The organism is Clostridium sp., from assembly GCF_017888565.1.
In the GTDB taxonomy this organism is placed as follows: Bacteria; Bacillota; Clostridia; order Clostridiales; family Clostridiaceae; genus Clostridium.
Window position 1 is genome coordinate 1 of the sequence record NZ_JAGHFX010000038.1, and the last position, 14291, is coordinate 14291.

At 26.2% G+C, this 14291-nt stretch carries 14 protein-coding genes and 1 pseudogene; all 15 read left to right on the forward strand.

Annotated elements, in window-relative coordinates; all coding sequences use genetic code 11:
* Positions 1 to 120: pseudogene (locus tag J7M87_RS06455) on the forward strand (mannose-6-phosphate isomerase); the annotation flags it as partial.
* 435 nt (positions 121 to 555) lie between these two features.
* Positions 556 to 903 carry a hypothetical protein gene (locus J7M87_RS06460; protein ID WP_291649824.1) on the forward strand — a complete coding sequence of 116 codons (348 nt, stop codon included), beginning with the start codon at positions 556 to 558 and terminating at the stop codon, positions 901 to 903.
* A gap of 59 nt (positions 904 to 962) precedes the next feature.
* Complete coding sequence (locus J7M87_RS06465; protein ID WP_291649826.1) at positions 963 to 2048, forward strand: ABC transporter permease; 1086 nt, start codon at positions 963 to 965, stop codon at positions 2046 to 2048.
* Positions 2049 to 2056: 8 nt separating this feature from the next.
* Positions 2057 to 3259: an ABC transporter permease gene (locus tag J7M87_RS06470; protein WP_291649829.1), complete on the forward strand. Its 1203-nt coding sequence runs from the start codon at positions 2057 to 2059 to the stop codon at positions 3257 to 3259.
* Positions 3256 to 3924: an ABC transporter ATP-binding protein gene (locus tag J7M87_RS06475; RefSeq protein WP_291649831.1), complete on the forward strand. Its 669-nt coding sequence runs from the start codon at positions 3256 to 3258 to the stop codon at positions 3922 to 3924. Before J7M87_RS06470 ends, J7M87_RS06475 begins: the two co-directional genes overlap by 4 nt.
* Before the next feature lie 272 nt (positions 3925 to 4196).
* A complete protein-coding gene (locus tag J7M87_RS06480; RefSeq protein ID WP_291649834.1) occupies positions 4197 to 4589 on the forward strand; it encodes a hypothetical protein in 393 nt (130 codons plus the stop codon).
* A gap of 181 nt (positions 4590 to 4770) precedes the next feature.
* Positions 4771 to 5385 carry a PH domain-containing protein gene (locus J7M87_RS06485; protein WP_291649836.1) on the forward strand — a complete coding sequence of 205 codons (615 nt, stop codon included), beginning with the start codon at positions 4771 to 4773 and terminating at the stop codon, positions 5383 to 5385.
* 243 nt (positions 5386 to 5628) lie between these two features.
* Entirely contained in the window at positions 5629 to 6702 is a 1074-nt protein-coding gene (gene ytvI / locus J7M87_RS06490) for a sporulation integral membrane protein YtvI (protein ID WP_291649838.1), read from the forward strand.
* Between the two features lie 180 nt (positions 6703 to 6882).
* The gene (locus J7M87_RS06495; RefSeq protein ID WP_291649840.1) at positions 6883 to 7338 is read left to right on the forward strand and encodes an NUDIX domain-containing protein; all 456 of its coding nucleotides are present in this window, start codon (positions 6883 to 6885) and stop codon (positions 7336 to 7338) included.
* 118 nt (positions 7339 to 7456) lie between these two features.
* The gene (locus tag J7M87_RS06500) at positions 7457 to 8050 is read left to right on the forward strand and encodes a zinc dependent phospholipase C family protein (protein WP_291649841.1); all 594 of its coding nucleotides are present in this window, start codon (positions 7457 to 7459) and stop codon (positions 8048 to 8050) included.
* A 209-nt stretch (positions 8051 to 8259) separates the two neighbouring features.
* On the forward strand, positions 8260 to 8619 hold the full coding sequence (locus J7M87_RS06505; protein WP_291649843.1) for a metalloregulator ArsR/SmtB family transcription factor: 360 nt from the start codon (positions 8260 to 8262) through the stop codon (positions 8617 to 8619).
* Positions 8620 to 8635: 16 nt separating this feature from the next.
* Positions 8636 to 10915 carry a heavy metal translocating P-type ATPase gene (locus J7M87_RS06510; protein ID WP_291649845.1) on the forward strand — a complete coding sequence of 760 codons (2280 nt, stop codon included), beginning with the start codon at positions 8636 to 8638 and terminating at the stop codon, positions 10913 to 10915.
* Positions 10916 to 11380: 465 nt separating this feature from the next.
* Positions 11381 to 12022: a redox-sensing transcriptional repressor Rex gene (locus tag J7M87_RS06515; RefSeq protein WP_291649847.1), complete on the forward strand. Its 642-nt coding sequence runs from the start codon at positions 11381 to 11383 to the stop codon at positions 12020 to 12022.
* Between the two features lie 254 nt (positions 12023 to 12276).
* A complete protein-coding gene (locus tag J7M87_RS06520; protein WP_291649849.1) occupies positions 12277 to 13059 on the forward strand; it encodes a short-chain-enoyl-CoA hydratase in 783 nt (260 codons plus the stop codon).
* A gap of 89 nt (positions 13060 to 13148) precedes the next feature.
* The gene (locus J7M87_RS06525; RefSeq protein ID WP_291649851.1) at positions 13149 to 14288 is read left to right on the forward strand and encodes an acyl-CoA dehydrogenase; all 1140 of its coding nucleotides are present in this window, start codon (positions 13149 to 13151) and stop codon (positions 14286 to 14288) included.
* The last annotated feature ends 3 nt before the right edge of the window (positions 14289 to 14291 follow it).

Below are 14291 nucleotides of genomic sequence, written 5' to 3' on the forward strand. Positions count from 1 at the left end.
GATTTAGTTATAGTAGATGCTGGAGATGTTATTCTTATAATGGACAAGAGTAAGGATCAAGAAATAAAGCATTTATTAAATGATCTGACTAATAAACCTGAATATGAAGACTACATTTAGAGTGAAAGAGTTAAGAAGAAGATTTTATATAAAATTTACTAATTAATTATTCACTATGAATTAAAAAATAGGGAAGATTCCACTTCCCTATTTTTGTATTTTTAATGTCATTTAGATATGTATGATTATAAAGACATTTGAAATCAATAATAAATATGAAATAGGAAAGTAGTTTAGTCTTCTAGTAGCAACAATTTGAGCATATTGATGAAGATGAAAGAAATCTATTCATTTTACGTAGAAAGAGATTAATATTAAAAAATTACATAATATTAAAAAGTTAATAAAATAAGTACTAATATTTTACAAAAAAAGAGTTGTTTTACAAAAAGAACAGTAATATACTTTAACAGTAAGTCGACTACAAATAATAGAACGGAATAATAGAATGGGAGAGATAATAATTATGAGAAAGAATAAAAAAAGATAATTGCATTGACATTGGCTGCATTATGTATTTCATTAGTAACTGTTTTTGCAGCAACAGATAATAAAACTGATGGAAATGGAAATACAATATATGGATCTTTATATGGAGATACCAAACAAGGACAAGCTAAGACTGAATATGCTGGGTCTAATGATTCTTCATATGTATATATAGAAGGTATTTCATCAAATGGATATGTAATAAATGGATTAGTAGGCGAAGCAACAGGTGGAGTTACAGCATATAAAAGCATTACAGTTGGAACTAATGGAACACCTTATACTTGGCATAGTGCTCATGGATGCAAACATTTAAGCGGAACTAGTAAATTTGCACTTTGGATAACAGCATAAAATTGATAATATAAAGGGAATAAGTATATTCCATTTATATTTATAGGAGGAGAATTTACTTGAGGTATATAATTAAAAATATTTTAAGCAACAAATTAAGTAATATGTTTTTTATAATAATTAATTTTATAGTTTTATTATCAATTATATTAACTGGATCTCTAATTAGAGAAACTTTACAATTGAATAATGATTTAAATAAGAGAATTAATAATGGAACTCAAATAGAATTAGATTTTTCTAGTAGTATGAAGATAGATGATATGAATAATATTGTTAAAAACTTATTTTCTGACGAATTGTATGAAGCGGGTAAAATTGGTGCTATGATAGGCGAAAAAAGGGCGTTTATTATAGGGATAAATAAAGTGAATTCTAAAATTTTGAAATTATCCTCTGGAAGATATTTATCTCAAGAAGAAATATTAAATGGAGAGAATAAAGTCTTGATAGGGAAGTTTTTTGATGAATATACTTTTAATAAAAATGGTAGAAAGCTAATAAACATATTTGACAAAGAATATGAAGTAGTTGGGGTGCTAGGTTATAAGATTGGGAATTCATTTTATGATGATAGTATATATATGCCATTTACTTCACTTCCTAGTGATATTAAGAATTCAGAGGCAAATGCGATGTATATATATGGAAGTAAAGAACTTGAATTGAGAAATGTTAACAATAAAGACATTGAAAGTGTAAATAATATAAGTGGATATAATGAAATAAATATATCTAAAAGTTTAATATTTTCTAATATAGAGTATTATAAAGGTTTAATTATAAAAATAACTACTATGTCAATTTGTGTACTTATAAACTTTTATTTACTTATGTCAATGATAATAAAAAGAAGAAGTAAAGAAATAAGTATAAAAAAAGCTATTGGATTCACTAACAAAATAATAATGAAAGAGATATTTTTAGAGATAACTTCTTTATCAGTAATATCATTATTTTTTTCAATATTATTTTATAAATATTATCAATTAAAACTTGTAAATCAAATAGGTTCTTCAGTTTATATATCTTTATCTGTAATTTTATTTGTATTTATAGTATTAATAATAAATTGTTTAATACTTTCAGGTTTGCAATTAAGAAACATAGATAAATGTAGCTTATCTCAAGTAATGCAGGAATAGGTGAGAATATGAAAAAATTATCAAAAGTAGCGAATAAGGTATTGTTAAAGTTATTTTTATTATTTCAATTAACAATATCATTAATATTTCTTATGCAGTATATATCAATGACTTTTAAGCAGCATGAATTAGAAAGTAAAACTAATAATATATTAGGAACTAAAAATATTATTAATATACAAATAATGCCCGAACCTCTTAGAAAGAAGACAATTGATGAAGAATCTATAAGTAATTTTTATAATGCTTTATACACTGATAATGATATTAAAATTTCTTCATTTAATACAGGAGAAATAAATATTTCTAACGATAGCGAAAAAATAAGTTCTGATTCTATAAATTCTTATAATTCAGATTTATATAATCCAGTATTATTTGTAGATGAGAATTATTCAAGTATATATAATTTTAAAATATCTGAAGGCACAATTCTAGATTTTAATGATATAGATAAAAATATAATACCTGTTTTAGTAGGTAGTTATTACAAAGAAAATTATAAATTAAACGATTTAATAAAGAGTGATGATAAGAACTATAAAATAGTAGGTTTTTTAGAGCCAGAACAGTACATTATTGGTGATTATCAAACATTATTTTTAAACCATTTATTTTTAGATAATTATATTATAATTCCAAAGGTTTTTGAAGACTATGATGAGTTAGTATTTAGAACTCAATATATAAGCAATTGTTTTATAAAATATTCAAATTCTTCTGATACAGAAAGGATTAAATTAAAAATAGAAGAATATGCAAGTAAATATAATATAGAATGCACAGTAAGTAGTTATTATGATAAAAAAGAAATATATCTGTCTTCTTTAGGAATTCCTAGGCCATATGAGATGTCTATATATATAACCATAATTATTTGTAGTATATTAGGAATTAGTATTATGTTAATATTAAATATAGTATACAGAAAAAAGGAAATAGGCATAAAGCTATCAATAGGATATAGTAAATTAAAAATTTTCTATTCAATATTGAGAGAGTCAGGAATAATTATTATTATATCGTATATCATTACTTTAATATATTATAAATTATTTACCATAGAAGAAATATTCCAAGTAGATGTTAATTTAAAGAATTCTATTACATTATTTATTATATGTATAGTTCTTTTGGCAGGAACAAATATGATACCAGCTAGGATATTAATGAAATCTGAACCAAAGGATTTAATTGGAGGATTAAGATGAGTAATTTAATTAGTTTAAAAAAAATAAGTAAAGAGTATATTACTGATGAAGTGCATACAAGGGCTCTTATTGATATTGATTTAACTATAGACTCTGGTGAAATGGTTGCCATAATGGGACCATCGGGTTCAGGCAAAAGTACACTACTTAATATATTAGGACTATTAGATAAAGCTAATAGTGGTATGTACACTTACAATAATAAAGATATTTCAAAGATAAGTGATAAAGAAATTTACAAGTTTAGAAATGAAGAATTTAGCTTTATATTTCAATATTTCGCTTTAATAAAAGAATATACTATTCTAGATAATGTGATTTTACCACTTAATGTTAGGAAAATGAGTCATAGTGAACGAGTAGACATTGGAAAGAAATATCTTGAGAAAATGGGAATTTTAGATCAATTTAACAAAAAGCCGTCGCAATTATCTGGGGGACAACAACAAAGAGTAGCAATTGCTAGAGCTTTAGTTCAAGAAAGTAATGTTATATTAGCTGATGAACCTACTGGAGCTTTAGACCAAAAGACTGGCGAGGAAATAATGGATATTTTAAAACAGCTAAATAAAGAAGGAAAAACAATAATTATAATAACCCATGATTTAAAGATAGCTAGTATGTGCAATAGAATAATAACTATTAAAGATGGAAAAATAGTATAGTTTTACTATAAAAGATATTATATAGATAAATATATATGAAAATAAAGTTCTTATACAAAGTTTATTAGATATTTGTGTAAGAACTTTATTTATAATAACATAGTATTTATTAATTTTATATACTAATAAAAATAAATATAAATAATTTCTAGATAGTAGAGAGTGTAATTATATAAACAAGTACTATTATTAAAAATCTATTTAAATGTATTCTATTAATTTTATGATAAAATATACATATAATAATTATATTTAATTAAGGGGGATTGGATTTGGGTAAAGGAGTAAGCATTAAGTGTAAGAGGTGTGATTATAGTGCTACATTATTTGAAGGAGTTGGGTTTAGGACTCAAGACTTTAAAGTATTTAGACGAGAGCTTACTAAGAAAAGAAATGATAGTATAGACTTTATATTAAGTAATAAAAAGATTTATAATATAAGTTATTATAATGCATATGCCAAATGTAATAAGTGTGGAAATTTAGCAACAGTTCCTTACGTAGAAATTAATTATGATGACAATAAAATTTTCAAATTAGAGTATAGTTGTGAAATTTGTAAAAGTAAATATAAGTTAGTTAGTGAAGAAGAGATAGTTAGTAGTAGATGTCCAATCTGTAATTATGAGAACTTACAAAATTCCAGAAGCATATTTTGGGATTAATATAAAAAATATTGGTATTTTATATATACTTATGTAAATGTATTCAGTGGCTTGATTTTAAAAACTTTCAAAATTAAAAGAAAATAAGTTAACAATAAGTAGATAAATTATAATATTTATCTGTTATTATAAAATTACTATTATAAATAATAAAGAGTATAAAAATTGGGAGGGTTTGTATATGTTAAAAAAATTAGCTTCAGATGCATTAGGGCTAAGTGACATTGGTAAGATAATTGATAAAAAGGACTTTAATAAGGTTGATGCAGATGATTATATAATGCATGAAGATGGAGAACAAATATTTTTTCTTATAAAATCAAGAACAGATGAATATTGTTTTACTAATTTAGCTCTTATTCATGTAGATGGTACATCTGCTGTAAGCAAAAAGAGACTTGTAACTAGATATGATTACTATAAAAATACAATTAGAAACGTTGCTATAGAAACAGCAGGAACTATAGATTTAGATTGTGAAATTAAGTTTATTATTGGAGAAATTAGTTTTTCTATTGATGTAGATAGAAATCAAATAGAGCAGTTAAAGGATTTATATAAATCTTTAATTAGAATATCTCATATAGTACAAGAGAATAATATTATGCTTAGTAAATCAGAAGAGACATTAAAAATAGCTGCCAGTGCGTGTGCATCAAGCAAGGTTGTTGAAGGTAATGCAGCAGAAATATTCAAAGATATAAATGAGTATGCTTTCAATTGGACAAAGATAAGTAGAGAAAATTATATTAAAAAAGATTTTACAGATGTATTTAAGAATTATATAAATAATTAGTATAAATGACTATAAACATATTTTTAAAAAATAAGTTTATAGTTATTTTTTTATATATTTATTATGTAAGTCTATATATTATTAATGAAAGGTTCAAGTTAATTTAATAATACAGATATAATGCTAAAAAATATAAAATATTTTATATTAAATTCTGAATTTTAAATTAATATTGAAATTATAAATTTAAAATGCAAAATATTTATTGTATAATCAATATAAAAAAATAAGGAGATTAAACTTATGGGTGTAGAGAAAAAAAGAGAATTTATAATTAATACACTTTATTTATTAATTGTTAGTGCAATAATATATATAGCAATTAGATATGGACTTGGTTGGTTTTTACCATTTGTCATAGGATTTGGAATAGCATTTATATTAAAACCATTAATAAATTTAATATCAAAAAAATTTGGAATTAATAGAAGAGTTGTAGCAGGGATTACAGTTTTAATTTTTTATACAACTATTGGTGCATTAATTACGTTACTTATAGTTAAGTTGTTTGTTGTATTAAAAGATGTATTTATTAAACTACCGGATCTTTATACCACTACGATAGAGCCGGTAATATTACAATTATTAAGTGGGTTTGAAGATATATTAGTAGGATTAGATCCTAATTTAATGCAAGCTGTAAGAGATATGATATCATCATTAACAGAGTCATTAGGAAGTATAATTTCTAGTATATCATCAGGAGTTGTTGTATTTATATCATCAACAGTTACATCAGTTCCAACATTCTTCATTATAGTTATATTTTCTATTATTGCGTCTTTCTTTTTTGCGATGGATTATACAAGTATAACAAGTTTTATTACAAGGCAGTTTTCGGAAAGATCTTCTAGCATTATATTTGACATTAAAGATTATATAGTAGGGACTTTATTCAAATTTGTGAAAGCTTACTCAATAATAATATCAATAACTTTTATAGAGCTAGCAATAGGCCTTTCTATATTAAGAGTTGAAAGTGCAATAACGATAGCACTATTAATAGCTTGTGTAGATGTACTTCCTGTGCTTGGAACGGGTGGAATAGTTATACCTTGGATTATAATAGAATTAGTTAGAGGAGATATAGGTTTAGCAGTAGGATTAACTATAATTTATGTTGTTATAACAATAGTAAGAAATGTAATAGAACCAAAAGTTGTAGGGCAGCAAGTAGGATTACATCCAATAGTAATGCTAATGTGTATGTTTATAGGTGTTAAAATATTTGGATTCCTTGGACTATTTGTATTACCTATAATAGTTATAATATTAAAAAATTTAAATGACAGTGGAAAGATACATATATTTAAATAATAGATTAAAATAATAGATTAGTAGAACTACTGCAACGATAAACTTAAAAATTTTGATTAAAAAATAAAATAGTTTAGAGTTATTAAGATAATAATATATAAGTAATTATTGAATTATATAAATATAAAATAGTAACTATATTTTAAAAATTTAATAACTACTATATTTTGGAGAAAGATTATGAAAATTAAATTTTATGAAAAAAATATAATAGAAAATGAAAAGTTACTTTATGCAATAGTGGTATCAAGATATAAAGGTAAATGGATTTTTGTAAAGCATAAAGAAAGAAATACCTGGGAGATTCCAGCAGGACATAGAGAAATTAATGAAGATATAAATTTTACAGCTAAAAGAGAGTTGTTTGAAGAAACTGGAGCTAAGGAATTTGAAATATTATATATGAATGATTACTCTTTAGAAATTGATGGGAATAAAAGTTATGCAGCATTATTTTTTGCTGAAATATATTCTTTAGGAGATCTACCGGATTTTGAGATAGAGAAAATTAAAGAATTTGATGATATACCTACAAATTTAACATATCCAACTATACAACCTAAGTTATTTGAAAAAATTAAAAATGAAATTAAGGGAAATATTAACAAAAAACAAACAAAAGGTTATAATGGTTAAGAGAGAAGACCATTACTAATATGATAATAAGTGGGGTTATATACAAAAAAACATATTTGTTTTTTATCATCTGTAGTATTATCATATAGTTATAAAAGAAAAGCGAGGTGAGGAAATTATGATGATGAATACTCACAAAGCTTTAGCACAACAATTTATAAGCAATATAGAAGAGGATAAAGTCTTTATAATTAATGATGGACAATTCATATGGGGAAATTTAAAACCAGATTCTGTATCAAAATATAAGTTTAAAAAACATTATATAGATGAAAGTTTTGATATGATTGTTAAAAAGATAGAATTTTTATCCTCATTAACTCTAGATGATATCTATAGTAGATATTCATCTAAAAAATTTAATCAAGAGTTAGGTGTTGTTTGTCATTTTTTATGTGACTTTTTCTGTATTCCACATTTTCAAAGATGGGAATTTAAAAGTGCTAATGCTATGAAAGAACATGTATTATATGAAAATGAATTAAATAAATTTTCGAAGGATTATAATATAAAAAGAGACATGAATTTTCACCTTACATCAGAAGAAATAGGAAAGTATATAATTAAACTTCAAAAAGAATATGAAGGAATATCTTCATACGAAAAAGATTTACTTTTTGCTAGTCATGTTTGCAGTACTGTTATAAATCTGGTATTAAATGAAGTGGTTTTAAATCAAAAACTAAAAGAGCATATAGCTTTAGTAATATAGAGAGTCTATTGACTCTCTATTTTTATTTATAAGTAAAGTATAAAAGTATAAGATTTTGAAGATGTTATCATAATAAGCACATTAAAATTATAATATTTAAAAATAGTTTATAAAATATTTTATTTAAAGTTGACACATTTAATGGGAATAGCATATAATACTATTAAAGAAACATATGAACAATTATTCATATGTTATAGGAGGGAATTATGGAGGAGAATAAATTAGAAAGTTGTAATTGTACAATAATTCATAAGGATGTTGTTGAAAAAGTAAAAGAATCTATACCAGATGAGGAAAAATTATATGATTTAGCTGATTTATTTAAAGCTTTTAGTGATTCTACAAGAATAAAAATATTATGTGCATTATTTCAAGAAGAGTTATGTGTATGCGATTTAGCAGCATTATTAAATATGACTCAATCTGCAATTTCACATCAGCTTCGAGTATTAAAATCAAATAGATTAGTTAAGTTTAGAAGAGATGGAAAAGTTATATATTATTCATTAGCAGATGATCACATTAAGCATATATTTAATGAAGGATTCAAGCATATTATCGAATAAGAAAGTGGTGAAAAAAATGAGTAGTAATGAAATAAAATTAATTTTATCAGGGTTAACATGTGCTAATTGTGCAAATAAAATTGAAACTAGAGTTAATAATATTAAAGGTGTTAAGGAAGCTAATTTAAATTTTACAACATCTACTTTAATTATAGAATTAAATGGGGAAAGACAAAATGATGAGATTATAGCAGAAGCAAAATCTATAATAAACAAACTAGAGCCAGGGGTTAAAGTATTTAATAAAAATGAAAATAATATTATTCCTAAAGAGGTTAACAAGTGTACAAGTGATACTTGTTCTATAGAAAATAAAAGTGATAAAGAAAATCATGCTCATGATAAAAATCATTCCCATAGTAATTTAAGAGGAGATTCTCATGAACATTTAAGTGAAGAATCACATGAACACTCACACGATCATTCTCATGGGCACTCACATGATCATTCTCATGGAGACGCAGTTGGGTTAAAAGAAAATATGAAGTTAATAATAGGAGCAATAGTATATGCAATTGCTTTAATTTCAACTGAAGGATCAGTTCTATCTGTAGTATTATTTGCACTGAGCTATGTATTAGTTGGAGGAGAAGTTGTATTAACTGCTATTAAAAATATTTTAAGAGGAGAAGTTTTTGATGAAAACTTCTTAATGACAGTCGCTACTTTAGGAGCTTTCTTTATAGGTGAGTTTCCAGAAGGTGTAGCGGTTATGTTATTCTATCAAATAGGAGAAGTGTTCCAATCATATGCAGTAAATCGTTCAAGAAAATCAATTACTTCTCTTATGAATATAAGAGCTGATTATGCAAATATTCTAAAAGATGGAAAAGAAGAAAAAGTTAATCCAGAAATAGTTAATATAGAGGATGTAATAATAATAAAGCCAGGTGAAAGAGTACCTTTAGATGGTATAGTATTAGATGGAACAAGCTTTGTTGATACATCAGCACTTACTGGAGAATCTGTTCCAAGAGAAGTTTCAACAGGAGAAGATATTCTAGCTGGATTCATAAACACTAATGGTGTTTTAAAGGTAAAAGTAACGAAGAATTTTAAAGAATCAACAGTTTCTAGAATTTTAGAATTAGTAGAAAATGCTTCTAATAAAAAAGCACCAACTGAAAAATTTATAACTAGATTTGCAAGAATATATACTCCAATAGTTGTTTTCTCTGCATTAGCATTAGCAATAATACCACCTCTAGTTATTAAGGATGCAAGTTTCTATGATTGGATTTACAGGGCATTAATATTCTTAGTAGTATCTTGTCCATGTGCATTGGTAGTTTCAATTCCTCTTGGATTATTTGCTGGAATTGGTGGTGCATCTAGAAAAGGTATATTAGTTAAAGGCGGAAACTATTTAGAAGCACTTAAGGATGTTAATACAGTTGTTTTTGATAAAACAGGAACATTAACAAAAGGTGTCTTTAAGGTAACAGAAATAAATAATGTTGATATATCTAAAGATGAGTTAATAAAAGTTGCAGCTATTTCAGAAAGTTTATCAAATCACCCAATAGCACAATCTATTATAAAAGAATATGGAAAAGAAATAGATTCTAATGATTTAAGTGGTTATGAAGAAATATCTGGACATGGAATTAGGGTAACAATTAATAATTCACAAGTATTAATTGGTAATTATAAGCTTATGGAAAAGTTTGAAATAAAATATGACGATATAAATTCAATTGGAACAATAGTTCATGTAGCAGTAAACAATGAATATAAAGGTAATATAGTAATTTCAGATGAAATAAAAGAAGGTTCTAAATCAGCAATAGAAGGATTAAAGAATATAGGTGTATCTCAAACCGTTATGTTAACAGGAGATAACCAATCAGTAGGAGAAAAGGTAGCATCATTGGTTGGTGTAGATAAAGTATTTGCTGAATTATTACCAGGAGATAAGGTTGAAAAAGTAGAAGGTTTAATCAATAATAATTCAACAAAAGGTAAAGTTGTATTTGTGGGTGATGGAATAAATGATGCACCAGTTTTAGCAAGAGCAGACATTGGAGTTGCTATGGGTGGTATTGGATCAGATGCAGCTATAGAAGCAGCGGATGTAGTTTTAATGAAAGATGATCCTGAGGCATTAGTTACTGCTATTAAAGTAGCAAGAAAAACAAATAAAGTATTATGGCAAAATATAATATTATCATTAGGAGTAAAAGGTCTTGTATTGATTTTAAGTGCTTTTGGTATGGCGAATATGTGGGAAGCTGTATTTGCAGATGTTGGAGTTACCGTAATAGCAGTAATAAATTCAACAAGATGCTTGAAATAATTTCAAATGCTATTTTTATTGACAAATTTCATCATATTAAATATAATGAATTAGGTTGAGAACATTTCAGGCATAAGGGAAGCATACAAGATCATTATCTTGTTTACAGAGCACATTGAGGCTCTGTATAAATTTGAGACTTATGTATAACGGATCTGCTACGTTATACATAAGTCTTAATTTTTTTTATATAATATAACTAAATTAAAGTTTATTTAAAAATTAAATTTAAAAATGAACTTTAAAACTAATAAAAAAATATATAAAAATTATATTAATTGACAAAAATATTAGTAAGTAAACTTTTGTGATTGAGAAAAAATTAACTATTTAATATGCTTTTAGTTTGTTAAATAGATAACCTAAGTTGTTTTAAAATTATAATAAAAGTGGTAAAATATAAATATGAATATGAATAATATTGTTTTAATATATAAGATAAGAGAAAGTAGGAGAAAATATAGTATGGATAAGAAAAAGAATATTTCAATGGCCGTAATCAAGAGATTACCAAAATATCATAGATATTTACAAGAGTTATTAAGAAATGATGTAGATAGAATTTCTTCAAAAGAACTAGGAGAAAAAATAGGATTTACGGCATCACAAATAAGACAAGATTTAAATTGCTTTGGTGACTTTGGTCAACAAGGATATGGATACAATGTAAAGGACTTATACAATCAAATTAGCATTATATTAGGGTTAAATAGAGAATATAAGGGAGTAATCATTGGAGCTGGTAATATAGGGCAGGCAATAGCAAATTACAGCAGATTCTCACAAATCGGGTTAGATATAGAAGCTATATTTGATGCTAACCCAAAACTATTAGGAATGAGAATAAGAGATATAGAAATCCAAGATATAGATACACTAAAAAGTTATCTTGAAGATAATAGTATAGATATAGGTATAATTTGTGTTCCAAGAATTAATGCACAAAAGGTATGTGATATTTTAGTAGAAAATGGAGTAACAGGTATATGGAATTTTGCACCTGTTGATTTATCTGTACCTGAAGATATAACAGTAGAAAATGTTCATTTATCAGAAAGTTTATTAACATTAATATATTTATTACATGATAAAAATGAAAATAAATAGATAAATTGATAATTGGATTAAATTAGAAATAGTTATTGCAAAAGAAAATTTAAGAGTTTATAATAATAATTGAAGCATCTGCTTCAATTATTTTTGCTTATGATTGTTATAAGATTAACAAATTGTTGTTTTATGATACATATTAACATTAATATAATTATTAATATGTTTTGAATGCAATTATAAGATACTACATGGGTTATGTCTATTGAATAAAATTAATATAAGCATGGATAAAAGGGGAGGATTCTATAATGGAATTAAAAAATATAATTCTTGAAAAAGAAGAAAATCTAGCGATTGTTACAATTAATAGACCGAAAGCATTAAATGCATTAAACTCAGAAACATTAAAGGATTTAGACGTAGTATTAGAAGACTTAGAAAAAGATAATAATATTTATTGTGTTATATTAACAGGCTCTGGAGAAAAAGCTTTTGTTGCAGGAGCTGATATTTCGGAGATGAAAGATTTATCAGAAGAAGAAGGAAAAGAATTTGGACTTTTAGGAAACAGAGTTTTCAGAAGATTAGAAAAATTGAACAAGCCTGTTATTGCAGCAGTATCAGGATTTGCCCTTGGTGGTGGTTGTGAATTAGCTATGGCTTGTGATATAAGAATAGCTTCAGAAAGAGCAAGATTTGCTCAACCAGAAGTTGGCCTTGGAATAACACCTGGATTTGGTGGAACTCAAAGATTGCCTAGATTAGTTGGAGAAGGTAAGGCTAAAGAGCTTATTTATACATGTGCAACTGTAAAAGCTGAGGAAGCACTTAGAATTGGTTTAGTAAATAAAGTTGTATCTCTTGAAAATCTAATGGAAGAAGCAAAAGCTATGGCAAAGACAATAATTGCCAATGCTCCAATTGCAGTTAAATTATGTAAGGATGCAATAAATAGGGGAATGCAAGTTGATATAGATAGCGCTGTAGAAATCGAAGCTGAAGATTTTGGAAAATGTTTTTCGACAGAAGACCAAAAAGAAGGAATGACAGCTTTTATCGAAAAGAGAGATAAAAATTTTTATAATAAATAGTCAGAAAAAATAAAATATAAAGAATTATCGAAAAAATCAAATATATGTAGTTAAGTAAAAAAGTGTGCAATATCGAGGAGGTATAATAAATGAATTTTCAATTAACTAGAGAACAAGAATTAGTAAGACAAATGGTTAGAGAATTCGCTTTGAATGAAGTAAAACCAATTGCTGCTGAAATTGATGAAACAGAAAGATTTCCTATGGAAAATGTTGAAAAAATGGCCAAGCTTGGAATGTTAGGAATTCCATTTGCTAAGGAATATGGTGGAGCTGGTGGAGATACTCTTTCTTATATAATAGCAGTGGAAGAGTTATCAAAGGCTTGTGGAACTACAGGGGTTATAGTATCTGCTCATACTTCTCTTTGTGCTTCTTTAATAGAGCAATTTGGAACAAAAGAGCAAAAAGAAAAATATCTAGTAGACCTTGCAAGTGGTAAAAAGCTAGGAGCATTTGGGCTAACAGAACCAGGAGCAGGTACAGATGCAGCAGGACAACAAACTGTAGCTGTATTAGATGGAGATAATTATATATTAAATGGATCAAAGATATTTATAACAAATGGTGGAGTAGCTGATACATTTATTATTTTTGCTATGACTGATAGAAGTAAGGGAACAAGAGGAATTTCAGCATTTATAGTTGAAAAGAATTTTGAAGGATTCTCAATTGGAAAGAAAGAAGAAAAGCTTGGAATTAGAGCATCTTCAACAACAGAGTTAGTTATGAGCAATTGTATAGTTCCAAAGGAAAATTTAATAGGACAAGAAGGTAAAGGCTTTGGTATAGCTATGAAAACCCTAGATGGAGGAAGAATTGGTATAGCAGCTCAAGCTTTAGGAATTGCAGAAGGGGCATTTGACGAAGCTGTTGCTTACATGAAAGAAAGAAAACAATTTGGGAAATCATTATCTGCTTTCCAAGGACTTCAATGGATGATAGCAGAAATGGATACTAAAATTGAAGCTGCAAGGCATTTAGTTTATAAAGCTGCTTGGTTAAAGGATAATAAACTTCCATATTCAGTAGATGCCGCAAGAGCTAAACTTTATGCAGCAGAAGTTGCTATGGATGTAACAACTAAGGCAGTTCAAATATTTGGTGGATATGGATACACTAAAGAATATCCAGTTGAAAGAATGATGAGAGATGCAAAAATAACTGAAATATATGAAGGAACTTCAGAAGTTCAAAAGATGGTTATTTCAGGAAATGCTTTAAGATAATAG

What these genes read in the sequence shown, in the direction of transcription:
- J7M87_RS06470 (WP_291649829.1), top strand. Translation starts at nt 2,057, where the DNA reads ATGAAAAAATTATCAAAAGTAGCGAATAAGGTATTGTTAAAGTTATTT.
- J7M87_RS06475 (WP_291649831.1), top strand. Translation starts at nt 3,256, where the DNA reads ATGAGTAATTTAATTAGTTTAAAAAAAATAAGTAAAGAGTATATTACT.
- J7M87_RS06485 (WP_291649836.1), top strand. Translation starts at nt 4,771, where the DNA reads ATGTTAAAAAAATTAGCTTCAGATGCATTAGGGCTAAGTGACATTGGT.
- ytvI (WP_291649838.1), top strand. Translation starts at nt 5,629, where the DNA reads ATGGGTGTAGAGAAAAAAAGAGAATTTATAATTAATACACTTTATTTA.
- J7M87_RS06495 (WP_291649840.1), top strand. Translation starts at nt 6,883, where the DNA reads ATGAAAATTAAATTTTATGAAAAAAATATAATAGAAAATGAAAAGTTA.
- J7M87_RS06500 (WP_291649841.1), top strand. Translation starts at nt 7,457, where the DNA reads ATGATGATGAATACTCACAAAGCTTTAGCACAACAATTTATAAGCAAT.
- J7M87_RS06505 (WP_291649843.1), top strand. Translation starts at nt 8,260, where the DNA reads ATGGAGGAGAATAAATTAGAAAGTTGTAATTGTACAATAATTCATAAG.
- J7M87_RS06510 (WP_291649845.1), top strand. Translation starts at nt 8,636, where the DNA reads ATGAGTAGTAATGAAATAAAATTAATTTTATCAGGGTTAACATGTGCT.
- J7M87_RS06515 (WP_291649847.1), top strand. Translation starts at nt 11,381, where the DNA reads ATGGATAAGAAAAAGAATATTTCAATGGCCGTAATCAAGAGATTACCA.
- J7M87_RS06520 (WP_291649849.1), top strand. Translation starts at nt 12,277, where the DNA reads ATGGAATTAAAAAATATAATTCTTGAAAAAGAAGAAAATCTAGCGATT.
- J7M87_RS06525 (WP_291649851.1), top strand. Translation starts at nt 13,149, where the DNA reads ATGAATTTTCAATTAACTAGAGAACAAGAATTAGTAAGACAAATGGTT.